13 protein-coding genes and 1 pseudogene are annotated in these 16,332 nt (G+C 71.9%); 13 read left to right on the forward strand and 1 reads right to left on the reverse strand.

Annotation, left to right across the window (positions count from 1 at the left end; translation table 11 throughout):
* Positions 1 to 341 precede the first annotated feature (341 nt).
* Positions 342 to 1,211, forward strand: a complete 870-nt coding sequence (locus ACTVZO_RS38100; RefSeq protein ID WP_443302727.1) for a hypothetical protein — start codon at positions 342 to 344, stop codon at positions 1,209 to 1,211.
* Positions 1,212 to 1,425: 214 nt separating this feature from the next.
* Positions 1,426 to 2,103 carry a hypothetical protein gene (locus tag ACTVZO_RS38105; RefSeq protein ID WP_443302728.1) on the forward strand — a complete coding sequence of 226 codons (678 nt, stop codon included), beginning with the start codon at positions 1,426 to 1,428 and terminating at the stop codon, positions 2,101 to 2,103.
* Between the two features lie 5 nt (positions 2,104 to 2,108).
* On the opposite strand, the gene ACTVZO_RS38110 is transcribed toward ACTVZO_RS38105, so the two are convergent.
* The gene (locus tag ACTVZO_RS38110; RefSeq protein WP_443302729.1) at positions 2,109 to 3,677 is read right to left on the reverse strand and encodes an alpha/beta hydrolase; all 1,569 of its coding nucleotides are present in this window, start codon (positions 3,675 to 3,677) and stop codon (positions 2,109 to 2,111) included.
* A 475-nt stretch (positions 3,678 to 4,152) separates the two neighbouring features.
* Between ACTVZO_RS38110 and ACTVZO_RS38115 the strand changes: the two genes are divergently transcribed.
* The 11 genes and pseudogenes from ACTVZO_RS38115 to ACTVZO_RS38165 form a co-directional block, all read left to right on the forward strand.
* Positions 4,153 to 4,488, forward strand: coding sequence for an ArsR/SmtB family transcription factor (locus ACTVZO_RS38115; RefSeq protein ID WP_443302730.1), 336 nt, complete (start codon positions 4,153 to 4,155; stop codon positions 4,486 to 4,488).
* A 166-nt stretch (positions 4,489 to 4,654) separates the two neighbouring features.
* Positions 4,655 to 5,023: a zinc ribbon domain-containing protein YjdM gene (locus tag ACTVZO_RS38120; RefSeq protein WP_443302731.1), complete on the forward strand. Its 369-nt coding sequence runs from the start codon at positions 4,655 to 4,657 to the stop codon at positions 5,021 to 5,023.
* Positions 5,024 to 5,107: 84 nt separating this feature from the next.
* Positions 5,108 to 5,908 (forward strand): hypothetical protein, encoded by an 801-nt coding sequence (locus tag ACTVZO_RS38125; RefSeq protein ID WP_443302732.1) that lies wholly within the window; start codon positions 5,108 to 5,110, stop codon positions 5,906 to 5,908.
* 71 nt (positions 5,909 to 5,979) lie between these two features.
* Positions 5,980 to 6,612, forward strand: coding sequence for a TetR/AcrR family transcriptional regulator (locus ACTVZO_RS38130; protein ID WP_443302733.1), 633 nt, complete (start codon positions 5,980 to 5,982; stop codon positions 6,610 to 6,612).
* Between the two features lie 125 nt (positions 6,613 to 6,737).
* Positions 6,738 to 8,321 carry an MFS transporter gene (locus tag ACTVZO_RS38135; RefSeq protein ID WP_443302734.1) on the forward strand — a complete coding sequence of 528 codons (1,584 nt, stop codon included), beginning with the start codon at positions 6,738 to 6,740 and terminating at the stop codon, positions 8,319 to 8,321.
* 152 nt (positions 8,322 to 8,473) lie between these two features.
* Entirely contained in the window at positions 8,474 to 9,433 is a 960-nt protein-coding gene (locus ACTVZO_RS38140) for a fumarylacetoacetate hydrolase family protein (RefSeq protein WP_443302735.1), read from the forward strand.
* Positions 9,430 to 11,334 carry an acyl-CoA synthetase gene (locus ACTVZO_RS38145; protein WP_443302736.1) on the forward strand — a complete coding sequence of 635 codons (1,905 nt, stop codon included), beginning with the start codon at positions 9,430 to 9,432 and terminating at the stop codon, positions 11,332 to 11,334. Before ACTVZO_RS38140 ends, ACTVZO_RS38145 begins: the two co-directional genes overlap by 4 nt.
* Positions 11,335 to 11,389: 55 nt before the next feature.
* Entirely contained in the window at positions 11,390 to 12,559 is a 1,170-nt protein-coding gene (locus tag ACTVZO_RS38150; protein WP_443302737.1) for a VOC family protein, read from the forward strand.
* Positions 12,556 to 14,229, forward strand: coding sequence for a bifunctional 3-(3-hydroxy-phenyl)propionate/3-hydroxycinnamic acid hydroxylase (locus ACTVZO_RS38155; RefSeq protein ID WP_443302738.1), 1,674 nt, complete (start codon positions 12,556 to 12,558; stop codon positions 14,227 to 14,229). The genes ACTVZO_RS38150 and ACTVZO_RS38155 overlap by 4 nt, the downstream gene beginning before the upstream one ends.
* Before the next feature lie 58 nt (positions 14,230 to 14,287).
* On the forward strand, positions 14,288 to 15,295 hold the full coding sequence (locus ACTVZO_RS38160) for an alpha/beta fold hydrolase (RefSeq protein ID WP_443302739.1): 1,008 nt from the start codon (positions 14,288 to 14,290) through the stop codon (positions 15,293 to 15,295).
* Between the two features lie 186 nt (positions 15,296 to 15,481).
* A pseudogene (locus ACTVZO_RS38165) lies at positions 15,482 to 16,324 on the forward strand (MerR family transcriptional regulator); the annotation flags it as partial.
* Positions 16,325 to 16,332: the final 8 nt, after the last annotated feature.

Genomic DNA, 16,332 nt, shown 5'->3' on the forward strand with positions numbered 1-16,332 from the left:
TCCGACCGCGGACCGGCGGCGTACTGGTGAAAGATCCAAAAAGCCACCCCCGTCGATGTGTGGAGATCCTTCCAATCCGCCCCGTACGCGGGGGAATTCACTGAGCCGCCGTGTTCCGTTTCCCTTCCAGGCCCTTGCCCGGTGCGATGAACGCAGCCGCGCGGCTGTTCCGCTTCGCATCGCCGTGGGGGACGGGTTCGGAGGGGCCCCGGAGGCCGACGGCGCTGGTCGGGCGGGCGCCCCGGCTTCCCAGCGGGGCGGTCTGGTGGGACCATGACGCAATCGGCGGTACCCGCCAGCGTGGGGGAGTGCTCGTCCGGCGTCACCGTCCTGGAGTCCCCATGATCATCAGGCTCCGGCCCACTCGGCCCCATCGGTTCCCCACCCGGAACCTCACCCGGCTCCTCACCGCCGCGGCCATCACCGGGCTGCTGCTGACCGGCTGCAACTCCGGTACCCCGGAGCGCCCGGAGCCCTCCGGCCGGCCGACCGGCACGCCCTCCGGATCTCCGTCGACGGTCTCCGAGCCCACTACGCCCACCTCGACCAGCCCTGCTCCCGCCCCTGCCGCCTCGGCACCCGGAGCGGCCGAACCGGCCCTCGGAGGGGACCTGCAGCCGCTGTGGCCGTTCGCCACGGCCGCCCAGGCGCAGGACTGGCAGCGGTCCTACCGTGAAGGCGGCCATCAGCCCTGGCACCTGGACGCCGACCAGACCGCGCTGGCATTCGTCCGGGACTACCTGGGCTTCGCGGAGATCGACCGGATCTCCTCGAGTTCCGTCAGTGGCCGGCACGCCCGGGTCGGCCTCGGCCCGAGCGCACCCGAGGAGGCCCGCCGCAGCACCGCGGCGGTCATCCACCTGGTGCGCTACGGAACGGGACCGGATGCCCCCTGGGAGGTGGTGGGCACCGACGACACGACGTTCACGCTGACCACACCCTCGTACGGCGCCACGGCGAGCTCCCCGCTCCGGGTCGGCGGACGGATCACCGGCGTGGACGAGAGCATCAGGGTGCAGGTGCGCCAGCCCTCGTCGGCGCAGCCACTGGGCACCGCATGCTGCACCCCGGGCGGCGGCTCCGACCAACCGTGGACCGCGACGGTCTCGTACACCCGCCCCGCCGACCCGGTCCTGACCGTCGTGGCCTACACCGGCGGCCACCTGGCGGAGGTCGAGCGCTTCACCGTCACGGCCGTACGCACGCGCTGACGCCAACGCCAACGCCGACGCCGGACAGCTCGGCGCCGGCCGTTGCTTGTCGGCGCGGCGCCGCTGAGGACCCGGTCGTGAAGAGCCTGAACGACGACAGGCCCTAGCACGTGCGGCCCCCGGCCCGGGGGAACATCGCCATCCTGTCCCAGCGCGTGCGCGGGCTGGCTAGCGTGGTGGGACGGCTGCGGCAGTCAGGAGAGGGCGGCGCGCGATGGGCACGATGGTGGTGGGTTTCCGGCTGGGTTCTGACGCGAAGGGCCGGCAGGCGACGCTGGTGCTGACCCAGGCCGGCGTGCTGCACCAGAGCACGGGTGTTCTCGGGATGGCGCCACGGTCCTCGAAGCCCCACGCGCCGATCAACCCCGACCCGCACCCGGTGCCGCGCCAGGCCGCCGAGTTGCGCAAGGTCTACCACGTCCTGATCGGCCGCGGCTTCACCCGCGAACTGATCGCCCCCGCATGCGTACGTCTGGAGACCGACGAGTATCCCCTGCACGACAAGCCGTACGGTCCGCATGCCCCGCGCCCGCACCCCGAACTCCTCGCAGACTTCACCGGCGCCGCACCCGCAGGCCACGGGTCGCTCGAGGACGCCCTGGCCGCCTTCTACACCGCCATCGGCCTCACCCCCCGCCCCCGTACAGCCGTCCCGCCCGGCACCGGCCGCGTCCCCGCACGCGTCCGCCAAGCGCTGCACACACTGGCCGAGGGCGGAGCGCTGACCTCCGCCCCGCGAAGCGGTCCTGCCTGGGCGATCACAGGCAGGGGAGTGCGACTGCACGTCGGCACCGCCAGCCGGACCCTCGACCCCCGCGAAGCAGCCGACCTCCAGGCCGCATTGACGGCCTGGCTGCACCACCAGCAGTCCACCCGGCCCGGCGGCACGTGAGACGGTCAGGAGAAGGGCTGTCGGTCCGGGCGGCAGATGGTCCCGGGCGGTGGCAGCGCGCCGTCGATGAAGTAGCGGCTCTCGTATGTCTTCACGCAGCTGCTGGCGTTGTTGAACAAGGCGGTGTGGCCGTACCCGTCGTGGGTGAGCAGCCGGGCGTTCGCCAGTTCCCGCGCCATGGCCTGGGAGTCCGCGTACGGGGTGGAAGGGTCGTACGTGGTGCCGACCACCAGGACGGGGTGCGCGGTGGGCTTGTTCCACGGTCCGGTGTATCCGTCGGCTGCCCGGGCCGGCCAGGTCGCGCACGGCTCTCCGGCCCAGGTCCAGAAGCGGCCCGCGTCGCCCGCCCGCTCGGCGCTGCTCTCCTCCAGACCGTGGTAGGCGGCGGGATCGCGGGGGTTGGGGCTGTCGCCGCACCACACGGCCATCGCCTGTTCGTCGCCGAGGTACGGATCGGGGTTGGCGACGGGCGGCGGGGGCGGGAACGTGGCCGGCTGTGGCGCCCGGCCCTGCCACAGGTCCTGGAGGCGGCGGGCGAGGTCCGGCCAGCCCGGGTCGACGATGTAGAGGCCGCTGACGGTGTCGGCAACCGTCCTGGCGTACGTCCAGGTGCCCACCGGGTGTTCCCTGAGCCGCTGCACCAGCTGCTCGAACTTCGCGCGGGTCGCCTCGGGGCGGCCGGCCGAGAAGGCGCAGCGGTCCGTGGTGGCGGATCCGCACAGGTCGAGGAACCGGTCCAGCGTGGCCGCGGCGGTGCGGTCGGAGCCCATGCGCAGGAAGGTGGGGGACTGGGCGTCCGCCCGGTCGTCGTTCGTCCACGCGGAGGGCGCGATGTTGCTGTCCAGGACCATGGCGCGGACCTTGTCGGGGAACAGGTTGGTGTAGGTGGCGCCGAGGATGGTGCCGTAGGAGACGCCGAAGTAGTTGAGCTGCGGGTCGCCCACGGCCTGCCGGAGCAGGTCGAGGTCCCGGGCGGTGTCGGCCGTCGACACGTGGCGCAGGAGATCGGCGTCGCGCTTCTCGCAGCGCCTGCCGAGGTCCTCGTAGGCGTCGATCCAGGCGGTACGCTCCTTCGCCCCCACGGGGAAGCCGACGGGCTTGGAACGCCCCCATGCCTCGGCGCCGTCGGTGCTGTCGAAGCAGTTCACGGCCGTGCTGTTGCCGATCCCGCGAGGATCCCAGCTGACGATGTCGAACCGCTCCCGCAGCTCCTCGGGGAAGGAGTCGTAGTTCTGCGGGACCTGCACCGTCCCGGGTCCGCCGGGCCCGCCGGGGTTCACGAAGAGGGTGCCGATGCGGTGCGCGCCGTCGGTCGCCTTCCGGCGGACCACGGCCAGGTCGATGGTGCGGCCGGCGGGGGCGGAGTGGTCGAGGGGGACGCGGGCGGTGGCGCAGTCGTACGGGCTGCCGGACGAGCAGGGGCGCCAGTCCAGTCGGGGGACGTCCGCCGGGGGTGAGGGTGTGTCCTGGGCGGCGCCGGATCCGGGCAGGCCCAGTACGGTCGAGCAGACCGCCGCGGCGACGAGCACCACCGCGCGGTGCTGGCGGTGGCCTGCCGGTCCGGACCGGGGCATGGTCGGCCCTCCTCCGTTGCGCCGGGGTCCCCGTCGACCGCGCAGCCGCGGCATCGACACGACGAGAGCCCCTGGAACCACGAAACCTCGGTTCACCGCCCCACGCGAGTCGAGGACTTGTCCGGTCGAGCGGCCGGGGTGACCACTCCAAGGTCACGAGGGACAGGAGCCGCACCGGCCGGGCGGCCGCGGCGGCAGCCTCCGGTGCGGGGTGTCACCTTCCTTGCCGGGGATGATCAGCTGGGAGGAAGGAACGCCGAGAGTGCGGGGGGCGCCCGGTTTGATCATCACGGACCGACCGTACTGCTCGGGGCGGTGGGGGGCCGAACGTCACGAAGGTGGCCCGCAGGGCCCCCGCGAGTTGCAGGCATCTGCAATTGTGGAGGTCACAAGGTGCGAAGAGGGGTGAGTGAATGCCTCTGCGAGGGAACGGTTCAGGGTGGACGAAATGGGCAGTCAGGGCAGGGGTACGCGGGTGAGCGCGCCGCTGTACCAGCTGAAGGCGGAGTTCTTCAAAACGCTGGGGCACCCGGTCCGTATCCGCGTCCTGGAGCTCCTGTCGGTACGCGAGCACGCGGTCGCCGAGATGTTGCCGGAGGTCGGGGTGGAGGCCGCGAGCCTGTCCCAGCAGCTGGCCGTCCTGCGCAAGGCGAACCTGGTGGTCACCCGCCGGGAGGGCTCGAACGTGTACTACAGCCTCACCCACCCCCAGATCGCCGAGCTGCTGCGGGTCGCCCGGGGCATCCTCTCCGGTGTCCTGGAAGGCCAGGCCGAACTCCTGGCCGACCTCAAGGCCAGCCGGCACACCTGACCGGTGCCCACGGCGCCGGCCCTGCGAGACCTGCCATCCACTGACAGCGCGCAGAGCACCCGCGAATCTGGCTAATTGCAGAAGTATGCAATTGGGATATCCTGAACCCCCCTTGCGCGGGCGCCCCAGGTGCCCCGCATGCACGCGCCAAGCTAGGACAGAACAGATGACGGCGAGCCTGCCCCCGTGCCCGAAGTGCTCCGGCGAGTACACCTACGAGATGAACGCCCTGATGGTCTGCCCGGAGTGCGCTCATGAGTGGGTGCCCGGCGCGGCCGGCGCTGCCGGGGCGGATGTCGCGGGCGCCGACGGGGAGCGCGTGGTCAAGGACGCCGTCGGGAACGTGCTGAACGACGGCGACACCGTGACCGTCGTCAAGGCCCTCAAGGTCAAGGGCAGCCCGTCGGGGATCAAGGTGGGCACCAAGGTGCGCAACATCCGCCTGGTCGACGGGGTCGACGGCCACGACATCGACTGCAAGGTCGACGGATTCGGCGCCATGCAGCTCAAGTCGAGCGTGGTCAAGAAGGCCTGACCGCAGGAGCGGCCGGCGGGCGGCGGGGCGTCGGCCTGCTGAAACCGGCGTGACAATAGGTCGGGCCGACGTCAGCCTGGTCCGATGACCACCGCGAAGAACGCACTGCGCATACACATCAGGAAGCCGGGCCCCCAGGACCCGTACGTGGATCTCGAAATCCGGCCTTTGATAGACGGGGTCGACGTGCTCGAGGAGGCGTTCGCCGACTCGGACGAGGGAGCCCGCTGCGGGGACCCCAGGGACTGGCTGATTCCCGACGGCCCGCTGGCGGTGGGCACCGGACCGCACTGGGTCGACATGGCCGAGCCTTGGTGCGGCTGCCACCCGCCCCTGATGTACCTGGAGCTGCGGCGCGAGGACGACGTGGTGGTGTGGACCTGGAAGGCCGGGGCCGAGGGCGGCCCCGAACTGCCGGAGTACCGCTTCGACGCCGCGCAGTACGACATCGAGCTACAGCGCGCCGGGCAGGATGCCGGCTGGGAGTGGCCGGCCCAGACGGTCGCCCGGCTGCTGCGCGGCGCACTGCGCGCCGAGAAGGCGTGGCTGGACCGCTGGTCGTGCGAGCTCGGCAACGTGTGGACCGATCCCGACAGCCCGGGCCGGGTGCTCGTCTACTTCCTCCGCGATGAGCCTTCCGGCGAGAACACCGTGCGACGGGTCGAGGAGTTCGGCGCGAGGCTCACCGTGACCGACGAGGACCCCGCCGTGCAGGCCGAGCGGATCGCCCGGGCCTTCCTGCGGGGTGACCCCCGGGCAGCCGACGGCGTACGGGTGGCCTACCCGCCGGCCGGAACGCTCTCCGACTGGCTCGGCGGATACGGGCACTATCACGGCGAAGGCCCATTGCCGTGGAAGCAGTTCGAGTACCCGCAGCCGCGCTGATCCGATTCGAGCGCCCCCTTCGGGCAGTACCTGATGGAACCATCAGTTCTGTCACCGCCTAGAATCACACCATGCAGCCCACGCCCGCCCAGCCCGCCAACCGCTTCGAGCGCCGCCGGGCCAAGACCCGCCAGGCCCTCGTCGGCGCCGCCCGCCAGATCCTGGCCGAGCGGGGCGACACCGAGGTGAGCATCCAGGTCATCGCCGAGCGTGCGGACGTCGGCTTCGGGACGTTCTACAACCACTTCGAGACCAAGGAAGCCCTCTTCGACGCGGCCGTCGCCGACGCACTGGAGGAGTACGGGCAGCTGCTGGACTCCGCCACGGGGCAGATCGACGACCCGGCCGCCACGGTCGCGGCCAACGTCCGTCTCACCCTCCAACTGGCAGCGAGCCACCCCGAGATCACCGGCATCCTCCGCTTCCGCGGACTCCAGCACGTCCACAGCGGAACGGGCCTGGGCCCCCGCGCCCTGCGCGATCTCGAGGTCGGCAAGGCGTCCGGACGGTTCCGGATCGCCGATGCCCGCGTCGCGCTGAGCGCCGTCGGCGGAGCCGTCCTCGGGATGGTCCAGCTCCGTGCCACCGCCGACCTGAACGACGCGGCGGGCGAGCAGACGGCCGAGATGGTCCTGCGGATGCTCGGGCTGGACGCCGACGAGGCTCACGCGCTGGCTACCCAGCCGCTGCCGCCACTGGGGTAGGCGGGCGCGCCGCGCGGCCTCCGCGGTTCCCGGCCGGAAACGGACCGCTTCGCACGCATCACCGCCACTTCTCGGAGTGGAAGTTTCGATCGTAATTGATGAAAACCTCAGTTACGATGATTCCCATGAACAAGTCATTCCGTGCGGGCCGCGCCGGTACCCGCGGCGTCCTGTTCGCCATGTGCCTGTCCCTGGTCCTGGTCGTCGCGTCGGTCTCCGCGCTCAACCTGGCCCTTCCGGACCTGGCCGTGAACCTCGACGCCACCAACTCGTCGCTGACCTGGATAGCCGATGGCTACACCGTCGCGCTGGCCGCCCTCGTCCTGCCCCTGGGCGCGCTCGGTGACCTCTTCGGCCGCCGCAAGATCCTCGTCCTCGGCAACCTGGTGTTCGGTGCGGCCGCTCTCATGGCCGCGTTCTCCGACTCCGCGACGCACCTGATCGTCTGGCGCGTGGTGATGGGGCTCGGTGCGGCCATGATCATGCCCGGCACGCTGTCCACGATCACCGCCGTCTTCCCCGCCGACAAGAAGGACCGGGGTGTGGCCACCTGGTCCGGATTCGCCGCAGCCGGTGCCATCATCGGCATGCTGATCGCCGGCGGCCTCCTGGAGCAGTGGACCTGGCGGTCGATCTTCGTGGTCAGTGCGATCGCCTCCCTGCTCGCCGCCTCGGCCGCGCTGCTGCTGGCGCCGGAGACCAGGAGCTCCGAGCCCGAGCCCTTCGACTGGGGCGGCACGGTGACCACCGCGTTGATGGTGGGCACCCTGGTCTACGGGATCATCGAGGGCAGCGACCGGGGCTGGACCCGCCCCGAGGTCCTGGTCGCCTTCGCCGTCTCCGTTCTCGCCCTGGCCGGGTACGCCCTGCTCGGGCTGCGCAGCCGCCACCCCCTTCTCGACCCGCGCCTGTTCGGCCTGCGCGGCTTCCGCACCGGCACCCTCGCGATCCTGGCCCAGTTCATGGCCGTCTTCGGGTTCTTCTTCGTCGGCCTGCAGTTCCTCCAGCTCATCCTCGGCTACAGCCCCCTCAAGAGCGCCGTCGCCCTCATTCCGGTCGCGGCCGTGGTCCTGCCCACCTCGCAGCTGACCCCGCGGCTGGTCGACCGCCTCGGTCACAAGGCCGTGATGCCCTCCGGGCTGCTGTGCCTGGCCGCGGGCATGTTCTGGCTGACCCGCCTGGACGCGTCGAGCAGTTACCCCTCGTTCCTGGTGGCCCTCGTCGTGGCCGGAGTCGGCATCGGCCTCGTCAGCTCCTCCGGCACCAGCACGATCGTCGACTCCCTGGGCCCCGACCGCCAGGGCGTCGCCTCCGCCGTGAACGACACCGCGCGCGAGGTCGGCTCGGCCGTCGGCATCGCCGTCATGGGCTCGGTCTTCTCCAGCCGGTACCGCTCGGCGCTGCCCGATGCGCTGCGCCAGCTGCCCGCCGACGCCGCCGAGACGGTGCGCCACTCGGCCGCCGGCGGGCTCCAGGTCGCCTCCCACCTCGGAGAGCGGGGCGTATGGCTGTCCGACGCGGTCCGTGACGCCTTCATGACCGGCTTCGCCTCCGCCACCGGTGTCATCGCGGCAATCCTCGTCCTGGCCGCGGTCGGCTGCCTGGTCTTCGCCCCGCACCGAGCGCGTTCCGAAGGTGATCCCGAGACCGGTCCGGACCGGTTGAGGGCCCACGCCCCGGACGGTTACTCGCAGGAAACATCTCATTGACAGACGTGGCGGTCAAGATTGATGATTTCATCAGAACTGGTGAGGTGAAACACCCCCGGTCACCGCGGGAGGACACCTCCCTTCCCCCATCGCGTGCGAGTCCCGGGCAGGGCCCGTTCACTGCCCCAGACCATTCCCAGCAGGAGAACCTCATGAGTACAGCCGTTGTCCGTACGAGTGCGGGCTGGTGGGTCCAGCGCGCCGACGGCCTGGTCCGGCAGGTCGGCACCGACGCCCGGACCACCGCCGAACTGCTCGCCGATCGCCCGGCAGTCCAGCGCGCAGGTGCGGCCGAAGGGGGCTGGGAGGAGCTGGGCCCGCGCGAGCTGCTGTCTCCGGTGACCACGCCGTGCCGTGTGGTCGCGCAGATGGTCAACTACCGTTCGCACGCGGCGGACTCCGGCTTCGACCCCGACCAGGTGCCCACGGCCTTCTTCCGCAAGGCCTCCGGATCGGTCACCGGTCCCGCCGCCGAGATCATCCGGCCCGGCCACGTACGGCTCCTCGACTACGAGGTCGAACTCGGCCTCGTCTTCGGAGCGCGGCTCCCGTTGAACACCGACGTCACCCCCGGGTCCCTGGCGCACTACGTCGCAGCCCTGGTCGTGGCCAACGACATCAGTGCCCGGGACCTCCAACTGCCCAAGACCCAGTTCTACGAGAGCAAGTCCTACCCGACGTTCACCCCGATCGGCCCGCGCCTCCTCCTCGTCGGCGAGCAGCACCTCGCCCGTCTGGAGCAGCTGCGGCTGCTCTGCTCGGTCAACGGCGAGGTCCGCCAGGACAGCACGCCGGCCGACATGATCACCAAGCCGGACCGGGCACTGACCGCGCTCGCCCGGTTCCAGGCCATGGACCCCGGGGACGTGCTGCTGACCGGTACTCCGGGCGGCACCGCCCTGCGCTCCCCGGGCAAGGCGCTGGAGCTGATCGGCTCGCTGCTGCCGCCCGCCAGGAAGTGGCGGGCCTTCTTCGCCCGGCAGGAGCGGAATCCGGCGTACCTCACACCGGGCGACGTCGTCACCACCTCGATCAGCACCTCCGACGGATCCCTCGACCTGGGCACCCAGCGCACCCCGGTACGTGCCGCCGCCGCCGAGGAGCGGGCATGAACACGACCCCGGGCCTGTGGCCCGACTACTCCCGCCCGGACTCCCTCGCGGCGATCGAAGCCGTGCCGCTGGAGGCCCGGAACCTGCCCGCCTCCACCTACGCCGTGCTGGACCGGGCAGCCGACCGATGGCCCGACCGGCCGGCCATGACCTTTCTTCCCCGGGCCGAGGACTGGGACCGGGGCCACCGGCGCACGTACGCCGAGCTGCGTGCCGAGGTACACCGCATCGTCCACGTCTTCCGCGCCCACGGCATCGGCCGCGGCGACGCGGTGGGACTCCTGTCGCCCAACACCGCGCTCCTGCCCTCCGCCCTGCTGGCCGCGCAGACCGCCGGGATCGCGGCCCCCGTCAACCCCCACCTTCCCGCGCCCCACATCGCCCGGCTGCTGCGGCTCGCCGGCGCCCGGGTCCTGGTCGCCGCCGGGCCCGAACTCGATCCCGACGTGTGGCGCACGGCCCTGGCGGTGGCGGCCGAGCTCCACCCCACCGCCCTGTACGCGCTGCGGCCCACCGGCGCCGAGGGACCCGGCCCGGAACTCGGCGACCTGCCGGGGAGTTCCGTCGGGTACCTGGACACCGCTATGGCCGCGCACCCGGACCGGCGGTCCTCCCGGCCGCCGGCCTCCCGCGACCTCGCGGCCCTGTTCCACACCGGCGGTACCACCGGCACGCCGAAGCTGGCCGCGCACACCCAGGCCAACGAGGTCGTCGACGCGTGGAGCGTGGCCGCCCATTCGCTCCTCGACGAACGGTCCGTCGTCTTCGCCGGCCTGCCCCTCTTCCACGTCAACGCCCTGGTGGTCACCTTGCTGGCGCCGATGCTCCGCGGGCAGCACGTGGTGTGGGCGGGCCCCCTGGGCTATCGCGAACCCGCCCTCTACCGCCACATCTGGAAGATCATCGCGGGCTACCGGATCTCCGCGATGTCCGCGGTCCCCACGGTCTACTCCGTCCTGGCGCAGGTTCCCGTGGACGCGGACATCAGCTCCATGAGGTTCGCCGCCGTCGGCGCGTCAACCCTGCCCGACACCGTGCGGACCGCCTTCACCCGGAACACGGGCGTCGAGATCTGTGAGGGCTACGGGCTGGCCGAGGCGACCTGCGCGAGCGCCCGCGGTTTCACCGGAAGCGGCCATCGCCCCGGATCGGTGGGACAGCGCCTCCCGTACCAGCAGGTCAAAACGGTCCTGGTCGACGCGCAGGGCAACTGGCTGGACCTCGCACCCGGAAAAACCGGCGTACTGCTCATCAAGGGGCCCACCGTCTTCCCCGGCTACGTCACCGGACAGGGCCCGGGCGGACCGAACCTCGACGCGCTGGGCACCGTACGCGACGGCTGGCTCGACACCGGGGACCTGGCCCGCGTGGACACGGACGGGTTCATCCACCTCGTGGGGCGCGCCAAGGACCTCATCATCCGCGGCGGCCACAACCTCGACCCCGCCGTCATCGAGGACGCCCTGCTGCGGCACCCCCACGTCACCGGCGCGAGCGCGGTGGGACGCCCGGACCCGCACGCCGGCGAGGTACCCGTCGTCTACGTCACCCTCGCACCCGGCGCCCCCGAGGCCACGACCCGGCCCGACCTGCTCATCGCGCACGCGCGCAACCTCCTGCACGAGAGCGCGGCGGTACCCAGGGACGTCATCGTCCTCGACAGCCTTCCGGTCACCGCCGTCGGCAAGCCCACCAAGGTGCCGCTGCGGATGCGCGTCCTCGAGCAGACCGCCCTCGACGAACTCACGGCCCTCGACCTGCCGTCGCGCGGCGTCGGCTGCGACGTCGACGGGGCTCGCCTGCTGGTGACCGTACCCCGGCCCCGGGCCGTCGCCGATGCCGAGCGGATCACCGAGGCCCTCGGCAAGTACACGTTCGACTGGACCTTCACGCAGGACTGAGCGCCGTCCCACCGATCGTTCCACCGATCGTCCCACCGGACGTCTGGAGCCACCCATGACCTCCCATTCCCCTGCAACCCCTGCCGCCCCTGCTGCCCTTGACGCCCCCGGGCAGGACCCCCACCACGGACTGCACGGCGAGGACGGCTCCCGCCGCGGCGAACACCCCGGCCGTGACCGGCAGCCCGTCATCAAGGCCCTCGACCTCGCCTGGCTGGAGTTCGTCAAACCCGACCTCGAACGCGCGGAAACCTTCGCCCGCGACTTCGGCTTCATCGTCGCCGCCCGTACCCCGCAGACCCTCTACCTGCGCGGCACCATGCAAGAACCGCACTGCCTGGTCATCCGCAAGGGCCCCGCCTCCCGCTTCCTCGGCCCGGCCTTCCTCGCCGCCGACCGCTCCGACCTCGATCGCCTCGCGGCCGTCACCGGACGCCGCGCACACGCCCTGCACGAGTTCGGGGGAGGGCATGCCGTCGACCTCCTCGACCCCTCCGGCCTGCCGGTCCGGGTCGTCCACGGAGTCGCCGAACACCCGGCCCTGCCCGGCCAGTTCCCCCACACCCTCAACACCGGAACCGAGCCGGCGCGGATCAACACCCCGCAGCGGCCACCGGTGGAACCTGCCCGCGTCCAACGCCTCGGCCATCTGGTGCTGTCCACCCGCGTCTTCCGCCGCGCCCTGGACTGGTACCTGCGTCACCTCGGCCTCATCGTCAGCGACTTCCTCTACCTCGACGGACAGCGCGGCCGCGGACCCACCATGGCCTTCATCCGCTGCGACCGGGGATCCGAACCGGCCGACCACCACACCCTCGCCCTGCACCTCGGACCCGACAGCGGCTACGTCCACTCCGCCTACCAGGTCGCCGACCTCGACGCCCTCGCCGCCGGCGGCACCTACCTCGCCCGGCGCGGCTACCGCCGTTCCTGGGGGATCGGGCGCCACATCCAGGGCAGCCAGATCTTCGACTACTGGCGCGACCCCGACCGGTTCCTCGTCGAACACTTCACCGACGGCGACCTCTTCGACCACACCCTCGAACCCGGCTGGGCCGCCATGTCCGCCTCCGGTCTGGCCCAGTGGGGCCCGCCCGCCACCCGGGACTTCCTCGGCGCGACCCCGTCACCCGCGATGCTGCGGACCGTGCTGACGGCCCTGCGCGAGGACAACGAACTCGACCCGGCCCGACTGAGCGCGCTCGTGAAAGCGATGAACTCATGAAGCCCGCGAACGGAACCTCCACCCCGCCCGGGACTTCCACTCCGCCCGGAACTTCCGGCAGCCGCCTGCCGGTCGCCGTCATCGGGGCGGGCCCCGTCGGGCTGGCCGCCGCCCTGCTGCTGGCCGGATACGGAATTCCCTGCGAGGTCTTCGAACGCCACGCGGCGCCGTACCCGCTGCCCCGCGCCGTCCACATGGACGACGAGGTGATGCGCATCCTCCAGGCGGTCGGCGCCGCCGACGCCTTCGCCGCCCGCAGCAGACCTGCCCTGGGCATGCAGCTCGTCGACTCCCGCCACCGCGTCCTGGCCCGGTTCCTGCGCGACGAGCCCCTGGGAGCCCACGGCTTCCCCCAGGCCAACATGTTCGACCAGCCCGAACTCGAGGACGTCCTCCGCGGACGGCTGGAGAAACAGCACCTGGCGCGGCTGCACGGCTCCACCGAGGTGCTGGGCCTCACGTTGCCGCCGACCGGCACCCGCGGTCCCGTCGCCGTCCGCGTCAAGGACCTCGCCACCGGCGCCGAACGCACCGAGCGCGCGGCCGCCGTCCTCGGCTGCGACGGCGCCACCAGTCTGACCCGCCAGGCCATCGGCTCCCGCCACCAGACCCTCGGCGAGCCCCAGCAATGGCTCGTCGTCGACGTCCGGTGCCCCGTACCGCTCCCCGCCTGGGACGGTGTCCACCAGGTGTGCGACCCCGACCGGGCGGCCACCTACATGCGCATCGGTGAAGACCGCTACCGCTGGGAGTTCCGCCTCACCGGCCAGGCCGCCGACGCGGCCGGGCGGGACCCCTCCGGGATCCTGCGGCTCCTGGCTCCCTGGACCGGGGACGTGGACCCGCGCCACCTGGAGATCGTCCGCACGGCCCGCTACACCTTCCGCGCCGAGGTCGCCGACCGCTGGCGCCGAGGCCGCGTCTTCCTCCTCGGCGACGCCGCGCACCTCACCCCGCCGTTCATCGGCCAAGGACTCGGGGCCGGCCTGCGCGACGCACACAACCTCGTCTGGAAACTAGCCAGGGTCCTCGACGGCCACAGCCCCGAGCCCCTCCTGGACACCTACGAGAGCGAACGCCGCCCCCACGCCGTCGGGCTCGTCCGTACCGCGGTCCTCATCGGCCAGGCCATGACCGGGGCCCACCCCGCGGCCCGCGCCGCCCGCCGCGCCCTCGCCGCCGGCCGGGACAGCGCACTGCTCTCCCGAGCCGCGCTCACCACCCTCAGCCCCGCCCTGCACGGAAGCGCGCTCACCCGCCGCTCCCTCCGGCCCGTACGCGCGCCCCGTCCGGGCCGGCTCTGCCCACAACCCCCGCTCCACACCCCCGAAGGAGACCCCGTACGCCTCGACGAGCTCCTAGACGACGGGTTCGCGCTCCTGACCTGCCAACCCCTCACGCCCGGCGAGCTGCGCCTCGCCCGAGCTCTCCCCGCGCGGGTCCTGACCGTGCTGCCGCCGGGCAACCCGTCCACCCCCGCACCCGGCACCCCCTGGGTCGTCGACCGCAGCGGTGCGCTCCGCACCTGGCTGCGCGGCGGCGCGGCCCTCCTGCGTCCCGACCGCGTCGTACTGGCCGGCCGCGGCGCCCACGACCCCGACGGCCTCACGGCCTCGGCCGGGTCATGGGCGCGGCTCCTGACCTCCACCGCGTCAACGCGCTGCCCGTAAAGCACCCCACCCCGTTCCGAACCCCGCGTTCCGAACTCCGAAATCCGAAGGGCCATCGATGTCCCAGAACGTGAGCACCCACGACTACACCACGCCTCCCTCTCGCGTACTGGCGGGACTGGACGAGGCAGTCGGCAAGCTGGCCGCGGTCGACGCGCTGCTGGCCGAACTCCCCGAAACGCCTCCGCGCGCCCCGGAAACCGACGGTGCCCAAGAGGCACTGGGCGCGGTAACCGTCACCCACCGCTTCGTCGACGCGCCCGGCGACGGCGAGACCGTCCGCTGGCACCTCGTCGAGTGCGGCCCCGCCGACGCCCCCGTCGTCGTCTTCCTGCACGGCGTCCCCGACTCCTGGTGGCAGTGGCACCACGCCCTGGAGGCGCTGGGCGCCGAGTACCGCTGCCTGGCCGTCGACCTCAAGGGGTACGGCCAGTCGGAGAAGGGAACCGGCGACTACCGGCAGGAGGGAGTGGCCATGCAGCTCCAGGCCCTCCTGGACCAGTTGGGGCTGGAACGGTTCAGCCTCATCACGCATGACCGGGGAACCCCGGTGGCCGATCACCTCGTCGCCCGCATGGGTGACCGCGTGATCCGCTACGGCCGCGGCCAGCAGCACCTGTGGCACCTGCACCCCGACCTCCACCCCCAGCAGGCGATGTTCACCGCGGCCGACGCCCCCTCGATGCTCGCCGACGCACGCCGCCTGGTCGTCACCGCCTACACGCTCCTCACCGAACGCGAAGTGAAGACGTCGGACCTGGTGCGCACCGTCCAGGAGTTCAGCTACGAAGGCATCAGCACGGCGGTTCCGCGCTACTTCAACTCCTCGTCGTTCCGCCAGGAATGGCTGGAGCGACGCACGCGGCTGATCCCCGGCTGGTCGTGCTCCGTCCTCCTGCTGCAGGGAGCGGACGACCCCCTCCAGCCCCGCGAGTTCTACGAGGACCCCGAGGTCCTGGCAAAGCTCCCGGCGGGAAGCGGCGTCCACCTCTTCGACTCCGGACACTTCTGGCCCTTCGAGGCCCCGGAGGAGATGGCCGACGTGCTCCGGGACTTCCTCACGTAGGGCCCGCAAGGCGGTACACCCGGGGCCGCTGTCACCGATCGCGTGGGACTTCGTCGCGTCCCCGCTCAGGTCCGTCAGCGGCGCACCCGGCAGCGGACGTGAAGCACCCGGTTGAGCCGGGTTGTTGCACCTGCCGTAGCGGCATGTGGTGGGGTGGGGACACCCCGCACGAAAGGTCCAGCCGCGATGTACCCCTCCCTCACGCCTCCCCGCCAGGTCAAGATCGGTGACGCTGCCGCCTTCGCCGGGACCACCCCACGGGCCATCCGCCACTACCACGCGATCGGTCTGCTGCCGGAGCCCCGGCGAGGTGGGGACGGCCGCCGCCGCTACGGCTACGAAGACATGATCCGCCTGCTGTGGATCCGCAAGATGGCGGCGGCCGGCATCAGCCTCGACGACATGCGGGCCGCCTTCGACGAAGCACGGGACACCGAGGAGATCCTGCGCAGACTGGAGGAGACGTTGGCGGAGCAGGAGGCGGCCGTCAAGAGCCGGCGTGCGGCTGTCCAGCGTCTGCAGGAGGTGGGCAGTCCGCTGGGACTGCTCTCCGAACTGGTGACGGACCGCCTCAAGCATCTGCCACCGGGCGCGCTGCGGACATCGGACGTGGAAGCCCTGCTGGTCACGGAGCGGGTCTTCGGACCGCTGGGCGCCGCCATCCAGGCCAGCATGTTCATCGCGTTGGCCACCCACCCCGACCTGCGGGCAGAGCAAGACCGTCTCGACGCAGCCGAGGCCGCCCTCGACAACGGAGTCGACCCCGACGACCCGCGGGTCGAAGAGCTCGCCGTACGGCGATGCGCCCAACAGACTGCCCTGGAGCAAGCCGTCGAAGCAGCGGGGCTCGACACGGCGGAGGAGGAGCTCTTCGAGATCTACGACGCCGATCTGAAAGGGGAGGAGGACGCGCAGATGACTGCTTGCGAAGCGATCACCAAGATGCCCTACGACTTGTCTCCCGCCCAGATCCGCTGCATGGAGCTCACGGCGCAGCTGATCGGCGACGCACACCCCGCAGACCACCGATCACCGGT

It is taken from the genome of Streptomyces sp. IBSNAI002, from assembly GCF_052244475.1.
In the GTDB taxonomy this organism is placed as follows: domain Bacteria; phylum Actinomycetota; class Actinomycetes; order Streptomycetales; family Streptomycetaceae; genus Streptomyces.

Excerpts from the sequence above, each read along its gene's own strand:
- ACTVZO_RS38100 (WP_443302727.1), top strand. The coding sequence starts at position 342 with ATGATCATCAGGCTCCGGCCCACTCGGCCCCATCGGTTCCCCACCCGG.
- ACTVZO_RS38105 (WP_443302728.1), top strand. The coding sequence starts at position 1,426 with ATGGGCACGATGGTGGTGGGTTTCCGGCTGGGTTCTGACGCGAAGGGC.
- ACTVZO_RS38110 (WP_443302729.1), bottom strand. The coding sequence starts at position 3,677 with ATGCCCCGGTCCGGACCGGCAGGCCACCGCCAGCACCGCGCGGTGGTG.
- ACTVZO_RS38120 (WP_443302731.1), top strand. The coding sequence starts at position 4,655 with ATGACGGCGAGCCTGCCCCCGTGCCCGAAGTGCTCCGGCGAGTACACC.
- ACTVZO_RS38125 (WP_443302732.1), top strand. The coding sequence starts at position 5,108 with ATGACCACCGCGAAGAACGCACTGCGCATACACATCAGGAAGCCGGGC.
- ACTVZO_RS38130 (WP_443302733.1), top strand. The coding sequence starts at position 5,980 with ATGCAGCCCACGCCCGCCCAGCCCGCCAACCGCTTCGAGCGCCGCCGG.
- ACTVZO_RS38135 (WP_443302734.1), top strand. The coding sequence starts at position 6,738 with ATGAACAAGTCATTCCGTGCGGGCCGCGCCGGTACCCGCGGCGTCCTG.
- ACTVZO_RS38140 (WP_443302735.1), top strand. The coding sequence starts at position 8,474 with ATGAGTACAGCCGTTGTCCGTACGAGTGCGGGCTGGTGGGTCCAGCGC.
- ACTVZO_RS38145 (WP_443302736.1), top strand. The coding sequence starts at position 9,430 with ATGAACACGACCCCGGGCCTGTGGCCCGACTACTCCCGCCCGGACTCC.
- ACTVZO_RS38150 (WP_443302737.1), top strand. The coding sequence starts at position 11,390 with ATGACCTCCCATTCCCCTGCAACCCCTGCCGCCCCTGCTGCCCTTGAC.
- ACTVZO_RS38155 (WP_443302738.1), top strand. The coding sequence starts at position 12,556 with ATGAAGCCCGCGAACGGAACCTCCACCCCGCCCGGGACTTCCACTCCG.
- ACTVZO_RS38160 (WP_443302739.1), top strand. The coding sequence starts at position 14,288 with ATGTCCCAGAACGTGAGCACCCACGACTACACCACGCCTCCCTCTCGC.